This window comes from Dermabacter hominis NBRC 106157 (genome assembly GCF_001570785.1).
Classification (GTDB): Bacteria; Actinomycetota; Actinomycetes; order Actinomycetales; family Dermabacteraceae; genus Dermabacter; species Dermabacter hominis.
Genome location: NZ_BCSI01000008.1, coordinates 49455 through 68116 on the forward strand (window position 1 = coordinate 49455; position 18662 = coordinate 68116).

The following is an 18662-nucleotide window of genomic DNA, read 5'->3' on the forward strand; positions in this document are numbered from 1 at the left end:
ACCGTCAGACATCTCCTCGCTTGCGTCCCGCCACCGGGGAAGATGCGTCGGGGCGCAAGCGAAGAGATGCCTCGCGGCACGTCGTCTAGAACAAACCTGGAACGATTTCGGTTGCCGTTTGAGCGAAGGCCTCCTCGGTCTGTCCCAGATATGTCTCCCACGCCTCGCTCGACCAGATCTCGATGCGATTACCGGCACCAATAACCGTGCATTCGCGATCGAGCCCCGCATACGAGCGAAGGTGCGAAGGAATGGTCACGCGTCCCTGCTTATCCGGCACGACGTCTTCCGCTCCCGAGAGGAGCACGCGGAGGTAATCGCGCGCGTCCTTGCTCGTGACCGGCGCCTGCCGCAACTGCTCGTGGAGACTCTCAAACTCACGCATGGGGTACACCGTCACGCAGTGTTCCTGGCCGCGGGTCATGACGAGTCCAGCCGCGAGCTGGTCACGAAACTTTGCCGGAAAGATGAGCCGCCCCTTGTCATCGAGCTTGGGCGTGAAGGTGCCAAGAAACATGGGCACCTCCGTTTCCCCGCTCGATTCGGGTGGACCTCTCCTTACGCCCCCACTTTACCCCACTTCCCACCACAAACAACACCCCCTCCCCCACTTTGTCACGAAATCGATATAAAACTGCAGTTCACGGCAGTGGGGGCAAGTGGAGGAGATTCCCCGCACAGCTCTTCAATCACCCAAAATCGGAGGGTTTTCCCAGACTCACCGCGCTGCCCGCACGGAAATTGCGCGACACCGACCGAGACGCATCTACACACAAAATGCCTGTTCAGAACAGCTAATTGGCGCAAAGAGTGCACCGTCGCACCAAGGTCGCAAGATCCTGGAGGGCAACGCGGGTGGAGGAAAGTGGGGAGAGTGGAGGGAAGTGGAGGAGGCAGTGGAAAGTCAAGGGCGAGGGAAGCACGCTCTAGGACTTAGAACCTAAGGAATGCAGTAGAGAGCCGGGATCGAAGGACGATGCCGGTTTCCTTTATCGCTGGCGCTTGCCTACACAATAAACCGGCTTCCCTTTCGTGAAGCCGGTTCCTACAGGACGATCCGGGCAACGGCGCCCGGGAAACGCTAGCGCTCGCGACCGCGTTCGTCCCAGCGATCTTCGAGTTTCTTCATGAAGCTCGACTGCTGAGCCCCCTTGGAATTCTTCCCCGCAACTCCCTGCGTGAAGGACGGGTGCATCCGTCGCGGGTCATCGAGGGGAATGGTCTTTGGCTTTTCCGCTGAAAGACACACGAATGCCCCGACGACCATGACGATAAAGGCAAGAACACCGAGCCACACTGCCGGCAGCGACACCGCAAAAATCAGAAGCGCGAGACCACCGACGATGACGCCGCCACCGAGTGCGATGCGGCGAGGGTTAAACGACGACGACTTTTCAGCCCCACCGAACTGGTGCGCAAGCGTGGGGTCATCGCTCGACAGCTGCTTTTCGAGCTCGTCGAGGATCCTCTGCTCTTTTTCGGAAAGTGGCATTGGTGCCTCCTTACACCGAGACAAAGCGGGCCCTATCCACGCACGAGAGTGAGGGGTGCTGCTCGGCGGATCGTCGTGCCTTCAGTGTAGGCAGCAAACCTGAGATTCGGAAAACGCACCGCTACCGAGAGCCCCCTCCTCGCGTCTCGCCAGTGCCCGCATCCGTGCCGTCCTTCGCCTCAAGGTCACGTTTGTCGAGCCCGGACGCTCTGGCGAGCGACCTGACGCCGAAGCGTTCACGAGCACGGTCCATCGCCCGATCCACATCGCTCCACGTCGCCGATCGCCCTTCGAGATCACCCTGCGCATGCACACTCGAGGCAGGCACGAGGTGCTCAGCCCGCACCCCGAGAAGGCGCACGGCACCCACCCCTTCGAGGGCACGCTCGCACACGACGAGGGCGCGCTCACGAAACTCCTCGCTCTCCTGAACAGGAATGGGGAAGCTACCCGTTCGCGTGAGGCTCGACCAATCGGGGCGACGAACCTTGATGGAGACGCTCTTCGCGGCCAGGCCCCGCCTGCGCAATCGGTACGAGACTTCGTCAGCCATACTCGTTGCGATCGAGCGCAGCCGCACGGGATCAGCGATATCGGTCGAGAACGTACGCTCCTTTCCGATGCTCTTATCTTTCGCGCTCGCGCCGACGGGACGCGAATCCTCGCCGCGCGCGAGCGCAAGCAGCGCGGGGGCGGCGGAGCCCACGGCTCTGTGCACAACGCTCGGAGGGAGGGCCGCGAGATCTCCGACGGTGACGACACCGAGGTTCGTGAACTTCTTCTGCGCGACGGGGCCCACGCCGCCGATGGCGGAAAGCGGAAGCGGCGCAAGGAACTCAGCCGTACGTTCAGGCTCAACGACGTCAATGCCGTGGGGCTTGGCGCGCGAGGACGCGATCTTCGCAACGGATTTTGAGATACCAACGCCCACGGAGCAGGTCAGGTGGACTTCGTCCCATACAGCCTGGCGGATGTCTCTCGCGATCGTTGCCGGCTCCCCTAGCAGGCGCTGTACCCCGGAGATATCGAGATACGCCTCGTCTACGCTTACCGCTTCCCGAAGGGGCGTAAACCGGTCGAGAACACCCATGATCTGCGCGGACACGTCCCGATAGTGGGCGTGTCGACCGGGCAAAACAATCAGATCGGGGCACAGTGCACGCGCGCGGCTCATGGGCATCGCCGAGTGGACACCGTATCGGCGTGCCTCGTAGCTAGCGGTCGCGACGACTCCCCTGGGCCCATCGCCACCAACCGCAAGGGGGCGGCCCCGCAAACGCGGGTCGTCGCGAACTTCGACGGAGGCGAAAAAGGCATCCATGTCGACATGCGCGATGGCGCGCTGCCACGGCTCACCGTCCATGCCGCACCTCCCAACGCTTGATACTTAAGCCTACGCGGTCAGGCAGCGGCAAGAGCCTCAAGCCCGAGGAGCTCCTCCTTCACCGAGTGAACATAGGCGAGGGTCTGTTCGGCGTGCTCCTGCACGTCCTGCTGGGAGATTCGACTCGTGTGCTCCCAGTAGTGCTCCGCGCTACGGCGAAGCTCGACAAAACGCGCCGCCTCCCGTGCGCGCGCCCTGTGCATTCCCCCCATGCGCTCAAGCGCTACCCACACGTTCAGCGGGAGCTTGCGTTTCCTGTGAGCGTTTGCCCGGCGAATCGCGAGCCCCGCACTCTTGAGCGCCGCGCGGTGGACGCGCTCAAATCGTTCAGCGGCGCTCATGCCTGCCTCATCAAGGCTCGCGTGGATCTCGGCTTCGAATGTCTCCAGGCGATCCAGATCCGCGTTAAGGTCCCGAATTTCGCGCAGCGCCGCCGGCGCTGCCACTGTCATGGTCGATGGCATGATTCTTCCCCTTTCTCGACACTCACGACGATAGGAAGGGGGTGAGACATTTAAACTCGAGTCATGGCACGCAACCGTCGATCGAACCGGCTCCCCCTCCACCTCCCCTTCTTCGAGGACATCCCCACTAGCCACTCAGTCGTGCGGTTGGAACCCGAAACAGACGGTTCCTACACCGTGATCATCGATGGCATGGAGAGCTCCCACATCCATCCTGATCCCGAACACCTCGTCTTCGAATACATGCGGTGGATCGCCCTGATCATGACGACGACGTACCCCCGTGAGACGACACTGAACATCGCCCACCTCGGCGGCGGAGCCGCCTCACTCCCCCGAGCCCTCGCCCATCATTTCCCCGCCTCTCGAAACTCCGTCATCGAACTCGACGCGAAGCTGATCAACCTCGTTCGCGAATGGGTCGACCTTCCCCCTTCGCCTCGCGTCGCCATTCGCGAGGGCGATGCCTTCGCCGTCCTTCCCACACTGCGCACCGCACGCTTCGACGTGGTGATACGCGACGTCTTCTCCAACTCCCGCACGCCCCTCGCCATGCGTAGCCTCGAAGCAGCACGCGAACAGCGCCGAATACTCAACGACGACGGCATGTTTCTCGCCAACATCGCCATGGACCGAGACCAGCACGAACTCGCCGATGAGATCGTCACGCTGCGCGAAGTCTTCGGCGAGATCGAGCTCATCGCGGAACCGAGCGCCATCAAGAAGCGCCGCCGCTCTAACTGCATCGCCGTCTACGCGCCCGGCGGGCTCAGCGACGATGCCCGCCGAGCGATTCGAACCGACGCGGTGACAGTGCGCACTCTCGACAAAAGGACCGTCGACAAGCTCGCCAGTGGCGGCAGCGTTGTTGAGCTCGGAGGCGATGCGAGCGCAGCCACCGTCGGACATTAAAAAAGTTCCGCACCCTGCACGGGTGCGGAACGAAAGCCTAGCGAGGCGAACCTACGCGAGCGAACGAACGTGCGCGGCCTGCGGGCCCTTGTCGCCGTCGACAACCTCGAACTCGACACGCTGGCCCTCATCGAGGGTGCGGAAACCGTCCATGTCAATGCTCGTGTGGTGAACGAACACGTCAGCGCCGCCACCATCAACCTCGATGAAGCCGAAACCCTTTTCGGCGTTGAACCATTTAACTGAGCCCTGTGCCATGCGTGGACTCCCCTTACTTCTCGTACCAAACTGCGCGAAAACACGCGCAGGTACCATCATTCCACGCTCGGCATTCACGCGCCCAGTTTCCCTTCAGCGTGTCGAGCAGATTCCCGCTAACCGCGCGAGCGCACACCCGGGTTGGAACGCACATGAAAAGCGACCATAATGGAATGTCGCTTCTGCCTCCCGCGAAGGGACGCAAGCGAATCGTGACCCATCCTGGAAGGACCCAACGTGGCTTCCTCTGACGAGCAAATCGCCCTCGAGCAGCGCTACGCCGACCGAGTCTACGCACGCATCGACGAACAAATCGCACGCCTCGAAACGCAACTCACTGACGTCATCAGCGCCCAGACGGCGAGCACGCACCAAAACCGCAGCGAGCGAGACTCCTTCGCGACTTTCTACGAGGATCGGATCGGGCTGCTGAGGTCCGTCTCAGAGAACGCTATTTTTGGCCGGCTCGACAGGTCCGACGCCACCCGGCACTACATTGGGCGCATCGGCGTGTTCACCGCTGAAGGCACCCAACTCCTGGTCGACTGGCGCGCCCCCGCAGCCGCCGCGTTTTACCAGGCAACGCCGAGGCACCCGCAGGGCGTTCGCTTGCGTCGGCACCTCGTCACTTCGGGACGCACCGTGACCGATATCGAAGACGACGTTCTCGACGGCACGCTCCTCGACTCAGATGAGCACCATTCGAGCCTCCAGGGAGAAGGGGCACTCCTTGCGGCGGTCTCCGCGAAACGCACGGGCCGCATGGGCGATATCGTCGCGACAATCCAGGCCGAACAAGATCGCATTATCCGCCACGAAACACGCGGCGCGCTCGTTGTGCAGGGAGGCCCCGGCACCGGCAAGACTGCCGTCGCCCTCCACCGCGCGGCTTACCAGCTCTATACGCACCGTAAGAGGCTCGAGCATTCGGGCGTTCTCATCGTTGCCCCCACGCGCGGCTTCCTGCGCTACATCGAGCGCGTGTTGCCCAGCCTCGGCGAAACAGGCGTCGTCACCCTCACGCCGGGCGAACTCGTTCCGGGCGTGCGGGCAGACACACACGATCGCGAAGACGTCGCCCGCGTCAAAGGGTCCCTCGCGATGGCAAAGGTTCTGCGCCGTGCCGTCAAGGCGCGCCAGCAAGTTCCCAAAGGCCCCATCGACCTCAATATCGACGGGGTCCACATCACTCTCACTCCGGGCGATGTCCGTACAGCGCGCGCGGAGGCCCGCGCGACGGGCAGGCCGCACAACCATGCACGCACAACCTTCGTACGCGCCGCACTCGACCGCCTCGTTGAGGCCTATGTCGCCGAGCTCACGCGCCTCGAACGCCCGTGGGCAGAGGAGGACCGCGCGGATCTCCTCCACGATCTGCGAACGAACCACGACGTCAAAGTCGCCCTCAACCGGTGCTGGCTGCCATACAGCCCGCAATCCTTCGCCCGTTCATTCTTCGCGAGCATCGAGCGGCTGGTTCACGCGGCGGGCGACCACATGAGCGCGCGGGAGATCAAGCTTCTTCACCGCTCGAAGGACGCCGAGTGGACGATCGAAGACGTCGCCCTCCTCGACGAAATCGCGGAGCTCCTCGGTGAAGACGACACCGCCACGCAGCGCGAGAAGGACAAGGCTCGCACCACCGAACGCTCAAACCTCGAGTATGCCGAAAAGGTGCTGTCCATGATTGATTCCGAGGGGATCGTCAGCGCAGCTGAACTCGCCGCTCAGGTTGGCGCACGGCGCGACAGTCGCTCCCTCGCCGAGAAAGCCGCAGCGGATCGCACCTGGACCTACGGCCACATCGTGGTCGACGAGGCACAAGAGCTCTCGCCGATGATGTGGCGTGCACTCATGCGTCGAAACCCCACGAAATCGTTCACAATCGTGGGCGACGTGGCGCAGACCTCCTCGGTCTCCGGCGCCGACTCGTGGGATCACGCGCTTTCGCCATTTCTCGAGGATCGGGCGAGCATTGAGGAGCTCACCGTCAATTACCGCACGCCGTCGCGGATCATGCGTCACGCCTCCGCACTCGCTGCCGCACACGGCTTGCGAGTGACGGAGGTCAGGAGCGTGCGCGAAGGTGAACACGACGTACGTTTCCGGCACACACGTGCCGACAGGGTCATCGAGGAGGCAGTTAACGAGGCGCGCACGCTTGCCGACCTCACGCAGGGCCGCGTGGCGATCCTTTGCCTCACCGATGATCTTGGTGCCCTCCTGGCGGGAGCTTCGGCAGTTTTCGGTGCCTCGGCAGTGGGCCGCGGCTCGGTCGGTGTGGACCGGGAAGTTTCCGTGATGACGCCGACGGATGCCAAGGGACTCGAATTCGACGCGGTCGTCATCGTGCGCCCCGCCGAGATTCTCACGAGCCATGCTCGCGGCGCTAACGATGTGTACGTCGCGCTCACGCGACCAACTCAGGCGCTCAGCGTGGTTTATTCGGGAGATCTTCCCGCCGGGTTACGCGCGTAAGGCCCGGCGGCTTGTCCACTCGGGCCGAGGCGACCGCTTCGGCGGGGGCATAAAAGAACCGATGGCCGCGGCTTCCCCTCCGCGACCATCGGCCAAGAAAATCATACAGGGTTTTTGGAGGGTCTCCGACCACTTTTCTGAAAATCTCTCAAGCAAAGAATTATGCGGCGAGATTTTTCGTCCGCTCCGGGGGAAAGCGGCGGAGTCCAGGGCTGGCGGGAACGGGGCAAATGACGCGTATCGCCGACCAACCTTCGGCTCGCTCAACTCGCCCGACAGGGGTACTGCGCCCTACTTCTCACCCTCGGTTCGTAGCTCCTCGATGGCTGACTCAAAATCCTCGAGGCAGTCGAATCCGCGATAGACGCTCGCGAAACGAAGGTAGGCGACGAGGTCCAGTTCCTTGAGCGGTTGCAGAATCGCGAGGCCGACATCGTGGGCGTCGATCTCCGACACGCCCTTGAGACGAATCGCCTCCTCCACGCGCTGCGCGAGGACGGCGAGTTGGTCGTCTGTCACTGGTCTCCCCTGGCATGCTTTGCGCACGCCGGAAATCACCTTGGATCGCGAGAACGGTTCACTCACGCCAGAGCGCTTATGGACCGCGAGCGACGCTGATTCCGTAGTCGAGAATCGCTTATTGCACGCGGGGCACTGCCGACGGCGGCGGATTGTCATGCCGTCGTCGGCTGTACGCGAGTCCACGACGCGCGAATCTTCATTCCTACAAAATGGGCAATGCACCCCGCAATTCTATCAGGGCGCCCCATTCACGCTTCGAGGCCCTACCTGCTAGAGCGTGGGCAGCGCGAGCTCCTGACCCGGGTGAATCACGGTGCCATCGAGACCGTTGACGTCCTGGACAAGCATGAGGTAGTCGCGGACATCGGTGCCGGCGGGCGCGTGAGCCGAGACAATGCCCCAGAGGCTCTGGCCCTCCTCGACCTGGACGGTCGTGTACGACACGGCGCCCTCAGCACCCGCGATCGCCGCGGGCGAGAACAAGACAACGCCGGCGACAATTGCCGAAGCAGCGAGTACGAGCGCAATGAGCGATGCCACGACGATGCGGCCGCGGCGAGTAAGACGAAGGCGAACATTCTTTCGAACCGGCTGAGTGCTACACGAAGAAGTAGTCATTTTTAGAATCCTTGTTCGATTGACGACATGACGAGCGTACGATCATCTGTTCGAAAAAGTCAAGACACTTTCGAACACACGTTTGGAACAAGCGTTCTGTTCCGGTACCTTTGAGGTACGCCTCCACTAGACAACGGGGGTGAGACATTTAAACTCGCCCCACCGAAAGGACCGGCGCATGGCACCCACAGCTCACGGCTCTTCAGCTGGCGCCCCCGCCCTCACCGAACGCCAACAACGCATCCTTGAAACGATCTCCCGTTCCATCCGCGCAAACGGTTACGCGCCCACGATGCGCGAAATCGGCGAAGCAGTGGGCCTCCAGTCGCCGTCGTCGGTCTCCCACCAACTCTCGGAGCTCGAGCGCAAGGGATACATTCGCAAAGATCCGAAACGACCCCGCACCCTCTGGCTCGTGGAAGCAGATGAGGAAGGCGAGCCGCTCCCGAGCGAATTCGAAGCACCCGGCTCCCCCGCCGTCAACGTGCCACTCGTGGGCACGATCGCGGCTGGCGTGCCGATCACCGCTGAGGAACAGGTAGAAGATGTTTTCGCGCTCCCCTCGCAGCTCGTGGGCGATGGCGAACTCTTCCTGCTCAAGGTTCAAGGTGATTCGATGATCGATGCCGCCATTTGCGACGGCGACTGGGTCGTCGTCCGCCAGCAGAAGGTTGCGGAAAAAGGCGAGATTGTCGCGGCCATGATCGATGGCGAGGCAACAGTGAAGACCTTCGCACGAAGCGACGGGCACGTGTGGCTCATGCCCCACAACCCTGCCTTCACTCCGATCCTGGGCGACGAAGCCGAAATCCTCGGCAAAGTTGTGGCGGTTCTCCGCGCGGTCTAGAGACTGTCTGGATGCGGCGGCGCAGCGAGCTCTGTGCGCAGCCGCTCGAGTGCTGCAAGCGCCACGGCGCTATCCCGCGTCGTCCACAGCGGAGGAATTGCCTGGCGAATCACGCCTCCATAGGACTTCGTCGCGAGCCTCGAATCCAGCACCGCCACCATCCCACGGTCGCTCTCGGCACGGATAAGTCGCCCGGCTCCCTGCGCCATGCTGAGTGCCGCCTGTCGAACGGCGACCTCGTAGAAGCCGTTGCGCCCGAGTCGGGCGTATTTTTCTTGTCTCGCTGAAGCGAGCGGATCATCGGGCCGCGGGAATGGGATCCTGTCGATGAGTACAAGGCGGCAGGACTCGCCGGCGACGTCAATGCCCTGCCAGAAGGTGCGCGTCCCGAACAGGCAGGTGTCGCGACTCTGCCGGAAACGCGAGGCGAGCGCCGCGTTCGAATCCTCACCCTGCAGGAGCACCGTGCGCCCGGTCATCCGTCGGACATACTCCGCCGCCTCCTCGGCCGCTCGGCGGGAGGAGAAGAGTCCGAGCGCTCCTCCTCCGGCGGCGTCAATGAGTTCGACGATGTGGTCAAGTGTCGCGCTCGGAATACCCTCGCGCCCCGGGGCGGGAAGATGCGAGGCGACATAAAGAATCCCTTGCTGGGCGTACGCAAACGGAGAGCCCACATCGAGGGCCGACCACCACTCGCGCGCAGCATCCTCGCTTCGAGTCGCACCAACGTCGCTTTCAGGCTCGGCATACTTGTCAGCGCGAAGCCCGAAGGAGAACGCGGCGCTTTCAAACCGGCCGCCGAACGTGAGCGTCGCAGAGGTAAAAATCGATGTGCGCTCATCGAGGATCCGGGTTTTAACGAGGCCAGCGACGCTGAGTGGAGCGACGTCGATAAATGTTCGGCCGAGGGCCTCGCTGTGATTGAGGTAGACGACATCGTCCTCGTGGGGCGCGAGCAATCTCTCGCACACGTCGATGATTTCTTGCAGCTTTGCACGCACGGATGTGCGCGCCCCCGCGGTCGTTGCGTCGGAGCTATCGCCGGTATTTTTGGCTTCCTCGCGCGCCGACTCAGCTTCGGCGCGGATGACCGCGAGAGTGTCTCGCAGCCGGGCTTCGAGTTCGCCACGCACCCTCCCGTCGGGGAGCGGGGCGAGAGCTTCCTGGAGGGCACTTCCCGCATCGTCAAGTTCGAGTGCACTCACGCCGAGGCTCCTCAGCTCCCGAACGGCGCCGCGAATCGCGCCCTGATGCAGCGATTCGGTCACCGATGAAGTCACGCGGTCAACAAACTCGTGGGCTTCGTCGATGACCACGACATCGTGCTCGGGGATGATCCCGTGCCCGTCGAAGGCGTCGATGGCGTAGAGCGCATGGTTTGTCACGATGACGTCGGCCTCGCGCGCGAGTGCGCGATTGCGTTCAGCGAAGCATTCGTCGTGGAATGGGCAGGAAGAGCCAATGCACTGGGAGCCGGTCACGGAGACCTGGCGCCACGCTCGGTCCGACACCGGGGTGTCGAGATCGTCGCGGTCACCCGTATCTGTCGCCTGTGCCCACTCGCGCAGCCTCTGCACCTGCGCGCCGAGACGTTCGGAATCGTGCTTGACTCCCGTGACCGAAGCCTCGGCGAAGAGCGAACCTTCCTCGAGTTCGTCGGGATAGCCGCCCTCCAGCTTGTGGAGGCACACGTAGTTGCCGCGCCCCTTAAGGAGGCTGAAGCTCGGCACACGCTCGAGTTTCGTCCCGAGGGCTTCAACAATGCGAGGGAGGTCCTTGGCTACGATCTGGCTTTGCAGCGCGAGCGTCGCGGTCGTGACGACGACGGGGGTGCCGCGATCAATCGCGCGCTTAAGGGCGGGAACGAGGTACGCGAGAGACTTGCCCGTGCCCGTCCCTGCCTGCACGAGCAGGTGGCGGCGCAGCTCGATGCTTCGCTCGATGGCGCCAGCCATGGCCCGCTGCCCCGGGCGATCTGCGCCGCCGACTGCGGCGACCGCTGTCGCGAGTAGCTGTTCGAGGTCCGTGCCTGATGCGTTCACTGGCGCGCGGCGGCGAGTTCGGAAGCGAGGGTTTCGTCGACGCGTGCCACGAGGCGCGTGCCCTCAGCGAGGAATTCCTCGCTCACGAGCTCGCCCTGGGTGTGCACGCGCGAGACGAGGTCGCCGCGCGTATAGGGCACGACGACATCGATGTCGACCGAGGGCCGCGGGAGCATGTCGGCGATGAGTGCACGCAACTCCTCGATGCCTTCACCCGTGCGGGCCGAGACGACGGCCGCGTGTTCCACTTGCGAGCGCAGACGCGCGATCGTTTCGGGACTCGCGAGATCCGCTTTGTTCAGAGCCACGATTTCAGGCACGTCGAAGCCTTCAATATCAGCGAGTACGGCGCGCACGGCGCGAATCTGCCCCTCGGGATCGGGGTGGGAGGCATCGACGACGTGCAGGAGGAGGTCCGCCCCGGAGACTTCCTCGAGTGTGGAGCGGAAGGCCTCCACGAGCTCGGTGGGAAGGGAGCGCACGAATCCGACGGTATCCGCAAACGTGAATTCGCGACCGTCGGGCGTCACGGACCTGCGCACGGTTGGGTCGAGTGTCGCAAACAGCGCGTTTTCAACGAGGACGCCGGCACCCGTCAGGCGGTTAAGCAGGGAGGACTTCCCGGCGTTTGTGTATCCGGCGATCGCAACAGAGGGAACGTTGTGGCGTTTGCGGTCGGCGCGCTTGGCCTCGCGCGAGGGAGCCATCGCCTTGATGTCGCGCCTGAGCTTAGCCATGCGCGTGCGGATGCGGCGGCGGTCGAGTTCGATTTTCGTTTCGCCGGGGCCGCGGGAACCGATCCCGGCGCCACCGGCAACGCGGCCACCCGCTTGGCGCGACATCGACTCGCCCCAACCGCGCAGGCGCGGCAGGAGGTACTCGAGCTGCGCAAGCTCAACCTGGGCCTTACCTTCGCGGGATTTTGCGTGCTGGGCAAAGATGTCGAGGATGAGGGCCGTACGATCGATGACCTTGACCTTGATAATGTCCTCGAGCGCGCGGCGCTGCGAAGGGGCAAGCTGCCCGTCGCAGATCACGGTGTCAGCACGAAGGTCGGCCACGATCTCGGCGAGTTCCTTCGCCTTGCCCGAGCCGAGGAAGGTGGCGGGGTCGGGGTGGGCACGGCGCTGCATGACGCCGTCGAGAACGCGTGAGCCCGCAGTCTCGGCAAGCGCTGCGAGCTCGCGCATCGAGTTTTCTGCGTCCTCGACGTTGCCGGTCGTGAAAAGCCCCGCGAGCACGACGTTCTCAAGTCGAAGCTCGCGGTATTCAACCTCGGTGACGTCTTCGAGGTCGGTGCGCAGTTGATCGACGCGGCGCAGAGAGTGGCGCTCGGCGAGATCGAGTTGGTCGCCGTCGGCATCGCTCTCATACGTTGTCGCCGAGATCGAGGCGTCGCCGCGTGAGAGGACGCGCTGCATAATCGAGGATTCGCGGGCGTCGCTTCCCGCATTCTCGGGCTCCGCTGCCTGCGGCGCTGCGTGTGATGTCTCGAATTCGGGATCGGGGACGAAGGGTGTCAAGTGCGCCTTTACTCCAGGTTCTCTCAAGTAGGGCCTCGCATGAGGTCTGCGTATAAGTGTGTCACGTCCGAACCCGTTGCGGGAGCTTTTCGCGTTCTGCGCCACTACACTCCTTGCTGTGACAAGCGACGCCCATTACTTCTCTCCCGCGCCCGGTACGGACCTGGAGCGCCGCGACCTGCGCGTGCACCTCGCTGGCGCCGAACGGAGCCTCGTGAGCGCGAAGGGTCTGTTCAGTTTCGATGGGCTCGACAAGGCAACCGCCATACTCCTCGACCATGCAGAGTTGTTCGCACCGCTCGCACCCAGAAGCGAGGTTCTCGATATTGGCTGCGGCTGGGGCCCGATTGCACTGAGCCTCGCGCTTACCCAACCGGACTGCCACGTCACGGCGATCGACATCAATCCGCACGCACGTACCATCACGCGCGAGAACGCCGCACGGCTCGGCCTGTCAAACGTCACTGTCGCCGCGCCAGACGAAATTCCTGAGAGTGCCCGCTTCGATGCGCTCTGGTCGAATCCGCCGATCCGCATCGGCAAGAGCGAGCTGCACGCTGTTCTTACGCGGTGGATCGGCCAGCTCCGCGGGACGGGTACGGCCGCGATGGTCGTCGGGAAAAATCTAGGCGCCGATTCGCTCGCCACGTGGCTCGCGGGCCAATTCCCGACCCGGCCGGTCGAGAAGGTCCATTCCTCGAAAGGGTTCCGCTTGCTCGGCGTAGGCCCGGAGCGCCCAGAAGTTTAGAAACGCTCGCGCATGGGGAGGCGTCGGAATTCCGACGCCCGACTAGCCTTCCTACTTCCCTCGCTCGCGCGCTGGCCCGCCGCAGGTGAGCTCACCGAGTTCGGCCGGGCCCGTGAGGGTCATGCGCCCGTAGGGGTCCCAACCAATTTCGAGGCGCCCGCCGCGCACATCGACGCGCCACGGCTCGCGCGTGTCGTCCTCACGTGCCTCAGCGATAGCGGCAACCACGGCAGTAGCGCCGGTTCCGCACGAGAGGGTCTCCCCCACCCCTCGCTCGAAAACCCGCATGGCGACGTGTCGATCGCCGCGGATCTCCACAAACTCAATGTTCGTGCCATCTTCGGGCTCGGGTTCAAGCTCGGGGCGTTCGGTGAGGTCAAGCTCGTCTAGGCTGAGGTTTTCGGGTAGCTCCACGACAGTGTGGGGGTTGCCCACGTTCACGTCAGTGCCTTCGAGGAAGCGGTCGGCAACGCGGACGATCCTCGTGACACCTTCAAGTTCTGCGGCCCCCATGCCCACGCGCACCTGCCACTGTGGGCCTTCCTCGAGGATCTCGACCGTGCGTACACCCGCGCGAGTCATGACGTCGAACACCCGATCCTCAACGTAACCGCGATCAGCGAGAAACGCTGCGTAGGCCCGAACGCCGTTGCCGCACATTTGCGCAATCGTGCCATCTGCATTGCGATAGTCCATAAACCACTCGGGGACCGTGTCGAGCCCCTGGCTTGCCGGGTCACCGAGGCATCGCGTGCGAATCGCGCGGATCACCCCGTCCACTCCCGTGGGGCCCGCGAGCTCACGAACGCGTGCGCTGTTGAGCTCGCCTCGACCCGCAGGGTCGTCGATCATCACAAAATCGTTTTTGGTGGCACTCGCGTAGCTTAGAGCCTTGCGCGCGTTGGGGCATGAGGATGCAGTGGCCATGGCCCGATCATAGGCACACGCACGCGGGACCTCACACCTCAGCGTTTGACGGGCGCCTAGCGGCGTGCGCAATCTCGCGCTCAATCACGGCGAGCGCTTCGTCGGAATCCTCCCCCGGCACCCACGTGAGCCGCGTATCCCGCCTGAACCACGTGTCCTGCTTGCGCACGAGACGGCGGGTATTGGTGATCGTCGACTCGATCGCTTCTTCGAGACTCCAGTGGCCCCGCACGTGCTTGATCATTTGGGCGTAGCCGATCGCCTGGCGCGCCGTCACCCCGCGCTCAAGTCCCGCATCGAGCAAGCCCTCGACCTCGTCGCGAAATCCGGCTTCGACCATGCGGTGCACGCGCGCCTCGACACGCTCGTGGAGCGTGTCCCGGTCGAGCTTCACGGCGACGTACGCGATCGCCGGATCGTGGAACGTGTAGGTCGGCAGGAACGCGGAGAACGGCTTTCCGGTGAGGCGGTGCACTTCGAGCGCTCGCACAATTCGACGCTCGTCCCGCGGCGCAATCTTCGCGGCCGCATCGGGATCCGCTGCGGCAAGCTGGGCGTGCGCAGCGCCGGTGCCGATTGCTCGCACGTGAGCCTCGACTTCCTCGCGCACGCCGGGGTCCGACGGTGGAAAAGCCATCACGTCGGTAAACGCCCGCACGTAGAGCCCCGAGCCTCCAACGACAACAGGAATCTTGCCCCTTTCGCGGATCTCGCTCGCAATCCGGCGTGCATCCGCCTGGAACGTTGCGACGCTCGCCTCTTCGGTGACGTCGAGAATATCGAGGAGGTGATGGGGAACACCGCGGCGCTCGCTCGGGGTCACCTTGGCGGTCCCCACATCCATTCCACGGTAAAACTGGAGAGCGTCAGCGTTGATCACTTCGCCTCCGAAACGGCGGGCAGCCTCGATCGCGAGGGCGCTCTTGCCCGTTGCAGTCGCGCCCGCAATCACGACAAGCGGCGGCACCTGTCCAGCACCACCGTCGTGGCCCCCACCACCGTTCACCACATGTGCCACGTGAACTCCCTTCGATCTCACCACTGCTCGTTCGCGCACCGAGCCGAAAGCCGCTAGCGTGGACTTCACGCAGCCACCGGCCCGGACACCACAGAAAGGCAGCCGATGCCCAACGGCCACTCACACGAAGCCGCACTCGCAGGCGAAGAACTCAGCATCGAACGTCTCAAGGAGTCTCTCGGGCGGCTCGGCTATGCCTTCGTCGAGGATGATGACACCCCCACCGTGTTGCGTGCGCGCTTTGACCACTATCCTTTCACGTTCGCAGTCGCCGGCGAGCACTCGCACATCCTCGTCGTCCGGGGGCGCTGGGACGAGCTTCTCGCCGTGCAGCAGAAACTCGAAGCAACGCGCCTGTGCAACCACTGGAACATGGAGCGCATGTGGCCGAAAGCGTACGTCCGCCGCGAGAATGACTCGGTGCTCGGCGTGTACGGCGAGCTGGTCTTCGATTATTTCTACGGGGTGAGCGACGACGCGATCGACCGCGCCATCACGTGCGCGCTATCAACGACGGTGGCGTTCTTCGCGAGCCTCTCGACGCAGGTGAGCAACCAGGGCGACGTCAACGCCTGAGCGCGTGCCCTCACCGCCCGTTTCAGCCTAGCGCTCCGGGCGCCTAAGGCTCGGAAGACCGAGGCTCACGGGCCCACCGGGGCCGGGCGTACCGCACGAAGCGGCCTCCTCATCGCCGTTCGCCCGACGTTCCCACGCATCGCCCGAGCGGGTGCGACGCACCTCGAATTCGCCGCCTTCGGCGCCCGAGTCGGCGATCAAGTAGAACGGCGCGGCTTTGGTGACGCGGGCACGGACGACATCACCGGGACGAGGGCGGTCCTCCTCCGCATACCCTTCGGGCAGCGCAACGTGCACGAGCCGGCCGTCCTCGGCGCGGCCAGAGATGCGGTGCGTTTCGGAGTCTCGATCACCCTCGCCTTCGGCGATGAGCACGTTAACCTCAGCCCCGACTTTCTTCGCATTTTCTTCGGCCGCAATGCGATCCTGAAGCGCGACGAGCCTCTCGAATCGCTCCTGGACGACCGCCTTCGGGATCTGATCGTCCATTTCGGCGGCCGGAGTGCCCGGGCGCGGCGAGTACTGGAACATGAAGGCGCTCGAGAAACGCGAAGCCTCGACCACATCAAGGGTCTTTTGGAAGTCCTCTTCCGTTTCACCGGGAAAGCCGACGATGATGTCGGTCGTGATTGCTGCGTGCGGGATTTTCTCGCGCACCTTTTCGAGGATCCCGAGGAATTTCTTGGAGCGGTACGAGCGGCGCATAGCTTTGAGAACAGCGTCGCTGCCCGATTGGAGCGGCATGTGCAGTTGCGGCATCACGTTGGGTGTTTCCGCCATCGCGTCAATGACGTCATCGGTAAACATCGCGGGGTGCGGCGACGTGAATCGCACGCGCTCGAGCCCCTCGATTTCGCCGCACGCACGCAAGAGCTTGGCGAACGCACCCCGGTCGCCGAACTCCACTCCGTAGGAGTTCACGTTTTGACCAAGGAGAGTCACTTCAAGAGCTCCCTGGTTCACGAGTTCCTGAACCTCGGCGAGAATCTCGCCGGGGCGACGGTCCTTCTCCTTCCCTCGTAGGGAAGGAACGATGCAGAACGTGCACGTGTTGTTGCATCCGACCGAAATCGATACCCAACCCGCGTACGCGCTTTCGCGCTTTGTGGGGAGAGTCGAGGGGAACACCTCGAGCGACTCGAGGATTTCCACCTGGGCCTCTTGTTGAACGCGAGCGCGGTCAAGAAGAACGGGGAGGGAACCGATGTTGTGAGTACCGAACACGACGTCGACCCAGGGTGCGCGCTCGGTAATGGTGGCGCGATCCTTTTGGGCCAGGCACCCGCCGACGGCAATCTGCAAATTGGGATTGGCATCTTTCGCGGGACGGAGCTGGCCGAGGTTACCGTAGAGCCGGTTGTCGGCGTTTTCGCGCACAGCGCACGTGTTGAAGACGATGACATCGACGTCGCCGTTCAACGGGTCGGCGCCGTCGGCGGCCGGCGTATAGCCTGCCTGCTCCAAGAGGCCCGTGAGGCGCTCAGAGTCGTGGACGTTCATTTGGCAGCCGAACGTGCGCACTTGGTAGGTGCCGCGTGCCGGCGCGTCATTGTCGTTCAGGATCGCTGTTTCGCTCATCGTGAGTCAAGAATACGTAGTTTGCTGCGCGAGGCGGAACTTTCTGTGACGTTGTGGACGCCACCTGGGCACTCCTGTTTTTACGAATCCAAGCCACGTTCGTTTCTCTCTTCCATCGTGCCTTGAGATTGAATCCGGCCTTTCCTTATGCCTGACGGCCTGCAGCCGTGCCCCACCGACGTTAAACAACCACCAGGGTGGCGGCAGCACAAAAAAAAGGGGGTGGTGTTCGCAGTCTCGTGGACTGTGAACACCACCCCGATCACGTGCGTGGCACGCGGAAGCAGTGACCGCAGGCCAGGCTAGGAAAACTTTCTAAGGATCTCTCCTAGCCCGCCTGCGTCAGTGCTAAGAGCGCCTGCTGCGACGCCCAGCCACCAGGATCACGCAACCCGCAAGAACCGTGACCACACCAGCCGCAGCACTCAACCCAATAGGCGCACCCGTACGCGGCAGCGGCAAACCAGACACCGGCTTTTGCGGCTTCGACGGCTTCTGCGGCTTCGACGGCTTCTGCGGCTTCTGCGGCACGGCAGGCGTCTTCGGCTTTTCAACCGTATTGCAGGCCGTGTTATTAGCTGCACCATCGGAGTCACCGGGCATGCTCACCTGGTTGAACAGGCCACTCGCGGTGCCATCAGCATCACACCTCGAAGCCTTCGCCCAGTCAGCCTTTGCGCTGTACGAACCTTGGACCACAACCGTGAACGACTTCGCGTCACCAAGACCAAGCTCAACACCATCGGTCACCGTAAACGAACCGTCTTTCACGGCAACACGCTTACCGTCAACCGTCGCACCCGTGACAGTGAACCCAGCAGGGACCGACGGTGTATCCACAACAGCAGCAGACTTACCAGCGCGCTCGCCGGTGTTCGTGACCGTCACCGTGTAGGTCGAGGACCACTCACCGTTCACGGCAGACGCCTTACCCGACTCCTTCTTCACTGCAAATGCCGGATCCTTCGTCACCGTGTTGCACGCCGTGTTGTTGTCCTCGCCGTCAGTGTCGCCTGGCATCGCAACCATGTTGACGAAACCATGCGCACCCTCAGCGCCGTCAGCACCACACTGACCCGCGGCTGTCCAATCAACATCAGCCGGCCTGTACGAACCAGAGACCACGACCGTGAACGCCTTGGACTCACCCGGAGCAAGCTCAACACCATCGGTCACCGTGAACGAACCATCCGCGAGAGCAACATCAGCACCCTCAACAGTCGCATTCGTGAGCGAGAACCCAGCAGGAACCGACGGCGTATCCGCAACAGCAGC

18 protein-coding genes are annotated in these 18662 nt (G+C 63.4%); 5 read left to right on the forward strand and 13 right to left on the reverse strand.

Annotated elements, in window-relative coordinates; all coding sequences use genetic code 11:
• Positions 1-85: 85 nt before the first annotated feature.
• The 4 genes from mraZ to DEHOM01_RS07795 all read right to left on the reverse strand — a co-directional run bounded on the left by mraZ (position 86) and on the right by DEHOM01_RS07795 (position 3340).
• Complete coding sequence (mraZ, locus tag DEHOM01_RS07780; RefSeq protein WP_016662995.1) at positions 86-517, reverse strand: division/cell wall cluster transcriptional repressor MraZ; 432 nt, start codon at positions 515-517, stop codon at positions 86-88.
• A gap of 564 nt (positions 518-1081) precedes the next feature.
• Entirely contained in the window at positions 1082-1492 is a 411-nt protein-coding gene (locus DEHOM01_RS07785) for an SCO2097 family morphological protein (protein ID WP_061212247.1), read from the reverse strand.
• A 121-nt stretch (positions 1493-1613) separates the two neighbouring features.
• Complete coding sequence (gene dinB, locus DEHOM01_RS07790; RefSeq protein ID WP_061212248.1) at positions 1614-2855, reverse strand: DNA polymerase IV; 1242 nt, start codon at positions 2853-2855, stop codon at positions 1614-1616.
• Positions 2856-2893: 38 nt separating this feature from the next.
• Positions 2894-3340: a hypothetical protein gene (locus DEHOM01_RS07795; RefSeq protein WP_061212249.1), complete on the reverse strand. Its 447-nt coding sequence runs from the start codon at positions 3338-3340 to the stop codon at positions 2894-2896.
• A gap of 63 nt (positions 3341-3403) precedes the next feature.
• Between DEHOM01_RS07795 and DEHOM01_RS07800 the strand changes: the two genes are divergently transcribed.
• Positions 3404-4252: a spermidine synthase gene (locus tag DEHOM01_RS07800; RefSeq protein WP_061212250.1), complete on the forward strand. Its 849-nt coding sequence runs from the start codon at positions 3404-3406 to the stop codon at positions 4250-4252.
• 51 nt (positions 4253-4303) lie between these two features.
• Here DEHOM01_RS07800 and DEHOM01_RS07805 read toward each other — a convergent pair whose 3' ends face one another.
• On the reverse strand, positions 4304-4510 hold the full coding sequence (locus DEHOM01_RS07805) for a cold-shock protein (RefSeq protein WP_016663000.1): 207 nt from the start codon (positions 4508-4510) through the stop codon (positions 4304-4306).
• Positions 4511-4747: 237 nt separating this feature from the next.
• Here DEHOM01_RS07805 and DEHOM01_RS07810 point away from each other — a divergent pair, with 237 nt between their 5' ends.
• The gene (locus DEHOM01_RS07810; RefSeq protein WP_061212251.1) at positions 4748-6988 is read left to right on the forward strand and encodes a HelD family protein; all 2241 of its coding nucleotides are present in this window, start codon (positions 4748-4750) and stop codon (positions 6986-6988) included.
• A gap of 291 nt (positions 6989-7279) precedes the next feature.
• Here DEHOM01_RS07810 and nrdR read toward each other — a convergent pair whose 3' ends face one another.
• Together nrdR and DEHOM01_RS07820 are read right to left on the reverse strand one after the other, a co-directional pair.
• Complete coding sequence (nrdR, locus tag DEHOM01_RS07815) at positions 7280-7732, reverse strand: transcriptional regulator NrdR (RefSeq protein WP_034370179.1); 453 nt, start codon at positions 7730-7732, stop codon at positions 7280-7282.
• Positions 7733-7780: 48 nt separating this feature from the next.
• Positions 7781-8128 (reverse strand): LysM peptidoglycan-binding domain-containing protein, encoded by a 348-nt coding sequence (locus tag DEHOM01_RS07820; protein ID WP_061212252.1) that lies wholly within the window; start codon positions 8126-8128, stop codon positions 7781-7783.
• A gap of 178 nt (positions 8129-8306) precedes the next feature.
• Here DEHOM01_RS07820 and lexA point away from each other — a divergent pair, with 178 nt between their 5' ends.
• Positions 8307-8975, forward strand: coding sequence for a transcriptional repressor LexA (lexA, locus tag DEHOM01_RS07825; protein ID WP_061212253.1), 669 nt, complete (start codon positions 8307-8309; stop codon positions 8973-8975).
• On the opposite strand, the gene DEHOM01_RS07830 is transcribed toward lexA, so the two are convergent.
• Both DEHOM01_RS07830 and hflX read right to left on the reverse strand, forming a co-directional pair.
• Positions 8972-11017, reverse strand: a complete 2046-nt coding sequence (locus tag DEHOM01_RS07830; protein ID WP_061212254.1) for an ATP-dependent DNA helicase — start codon at positions 11015-11017, stop codon at positions 8972-8974. The two genes, lexA and DEHOM01_RS07830, sit on opposite strands and share 4 nt — an antisense overlap.
• Positions 11014-12438, reverse strand: a complete 1425-nt coding sequence (gene hflX, locus DEHOM01_RS07835; RefSeq protein WP_245630689.1) for a GTPase HflX — start codon at positions 12436-12438, stop codon at positions 11014-11016. The genes DEHOM01_RS07830 and hflX overlap by 4 nt, the downstream gene beginning before the upstream one ends.
• Before the next feature lie 220 nt (positions 12439-12658).
• Here hflX and DEHOM01_RS07840 point away from each other — a divergent pair, with 220 nt between their 5' ends.
• Positions 12659-13288, forward strand: a complete 630-nt coding sequence (locus DEHOM01_RS07840) for a class I SAM-dependent methyltransferase (protein WP_061212256.1) — start codon at positions 12659-12661, stop codon at positions 13286-13288.
• Between the two features lie 51 nt (positions 13289-13339).
• Here the strand turns inward: DEHOM01_RS07840 and dapF are convergent, their stop codons facing one another.
• Complete coding sequence (gene dapF / locus DEHOM01_RS07845) at positions 13340-14215, reverse strand: diaminopimelate epimerase (protein ID WP_061212257.1); 876 nt, start codon at positions 14213-14215, stop codon at positions 13340-13342.
• A gap of 31 nt (positions 14216-14246) precedes the next feature.
• Positions 14247-15233 (reverse strand): tRNA (adenosine(37)-N6)-dimethylallyltransferase MiaA, encoded by a 987-nt coding sequence (miaA, locus tag DEHOM01_RS07850; RefSeq protein WP_082738793.1) that lies wholly within the window; start codon positions 15231-15233, stop codon positions 14247-14249.
• A 105-nt stretch (positions 15234-15338) separates the two neighbouring features.
• On the opposite strand from miaA, the gene DEHOM01_RS07855 reads away from it, so the two are divergent.
• A complete protein-coding gene (locus DEHOM01_RS07855) occupies positions 15339-15809 on the forward strand; it encodes a type III secretion system chaperone family protein (RefSeq protein ID WP_061212258.1) in 471 nt (156 codons plus the stop codon).
• A gap of 27 nt (positions 15810-15836) precedes the next feature.
• Here the strand turns inward: DEHOM01_RS07855 and miaB are convergent, their stop codons facing one another.
• Positions 15837-17387, reverse strand: coding sequence for a tRNA (N6-isopentenyl adenosine(37)-C2)-methylthiotransferase MiaB (gene miaB / locus DEHOM01_RS07860; protein WP_061212259.1), 1551 nt, complete (start codon positions 17385-17387; stop codon positions 15837-15839).
• A gap of 348 nt (positions 17388-17735) precedes the next feature.
• On the reverse strand, positions 17736-18662 hold a 927-nt coding region (locus DEHOM01_RS07865; protein WP_156468330.1), incomplete at its 5' end, for a hypothetical protein.